This is a genomic window from Pseudomonas sp. Soil_N_39 (genome assembly GCF_057655955.1).
This window is the reverse complement of sequence record NZ_JBDGLI010000043.1, coordinates 1-1,313: the sequence shown is the minus strand read 5'-3', so window position 1 is coordinate 1,313 and position 1,313 is coordinate 1. Positions and strand designations below refer to the sequence as shown.

At 53.2% G+C, this 1,313-nt stretch carries 1 protein-coding gene; it reads right to left on the bottom strand.

Features of this window, described 5'->3' with window-relative positions:
• Positions 1-37 precede the first annotated feature (37 nt).
• A protein-coding gene (locus AC3A5O_RS28740; RefSeq protein WP_122568800.1) for an IS3 family transposase occupies positions 38-1,260 on the bottom strand; the annotation gives its coding sequence in 2 pieces (ribosomal slippage) (positions 38-909 and positions 909-1,260; 1,224 coding nt in all).
• Positions 1,261-1,313 lie beyond the last annotated feature (53 nt).

The following is a 1,313-nucleotide window of genomic DNA, read 5'->3' as shown; positions in this document are numbered from 1 at the left end:
TGTCTAGTCCTGAAATAGGTTTACACCTGTTTCAGTCTCAAAACGCCCGATGCACCGCATCGGGCGTTTTGTATTTCAGGGCCAAATGAGGTCGCTTACGGTTATAGATTTCTATCGATTCCTCAACCATGCGCTTGGCTTGGGCGAGGTCTTTGGGACGGTGTAAAAGAAATTCTGTTTTCAGAATCCCATTCACTCGTTCCGCTAGGGCATTCTGGTAGCAGTCGTAGCCATCCGTCATCGAACACCTGACGCCATGCTTGGCGTGCAGCTTTTGGTAGAGATCAGAGCAGTATTGCGAGCCCCGATCGGAGTGATGTACCAGTGGCTGATTGGTTCTTCGGTGTCGAAGAGCTTTCGTCATCGCCCGGATGACTGACTCGGTATGCAGGCTTTCATGCACATGATGGCCGACTATTTTGCGCGAGAACGCATCAGTGACCAGACTTACGTAAGCGACGCTTTGCTCGGTCGGTAAATAGGTTATATCCGCCACCCACACCTGTTCCGGGCCGGTGGCAGTGACTTGGTCAGGGCCGGGCTTGAGCCGATTCGGATGTCGACGGAAGCGATGATGACTGTCGGTAGTCTTGTGATAAGCGCGTTTGCGTGGGACCAGTTGTCGATGGTCTCGCAGAATATCGAACAATCGATCTCGGCCTACCGTTTGCGTTAGTTCAGGTTCGGCTTGCATTAGCCCATGCAGCTTACGGGTGCCCAACCGAGGCATTTCAAGGCGTGCCTCCAGCACAAACCCCAGCACCTTTTGCGCATGGCTAGCTTGCGCGTCGTAAGCTCGATTGCGCTTGTAATACGCCTGCCGTGAGATGCCCAGAAACTGGCAAGCCCTGGTGACACTCAGGCCTTCGATTTGCCCTTGGCTGAGGACTTGCCGGATCGCTTTTTTACGACAGAAACACCGTAATCGTTTTTCAGCACGTCAACGACAGCTTCAAAAAATTGGGCTTTCTGGTTGGCAAGGGCCAGCTTTTCTTCCAGCTCCTTGATTCGCTGCTCTGGTGTCAGCGGCAAATTTGGCTCGGCCATCGGTCGGTTCCTCTGGGCACGAATGGAGGCGCCTTGGCTCCAGTCCTGCCGCCCATGCTTGCGTAACCATACCAACACAGTCGACCGGCCCTGAATCCCATAACGCCGTTGAGCCTCTTTATAACTCAGTTCGCCCTTTTCAACCTGATCGACAACCGCCAATTTAAAGCCCAGCGTGTAATCACGCTGACTACGCCTTCTTCCTGAATCCATTGGTTCCTCCTGAGGATAGGTCAGAAGGTGTAAACCTTATTCAGGACGAGACA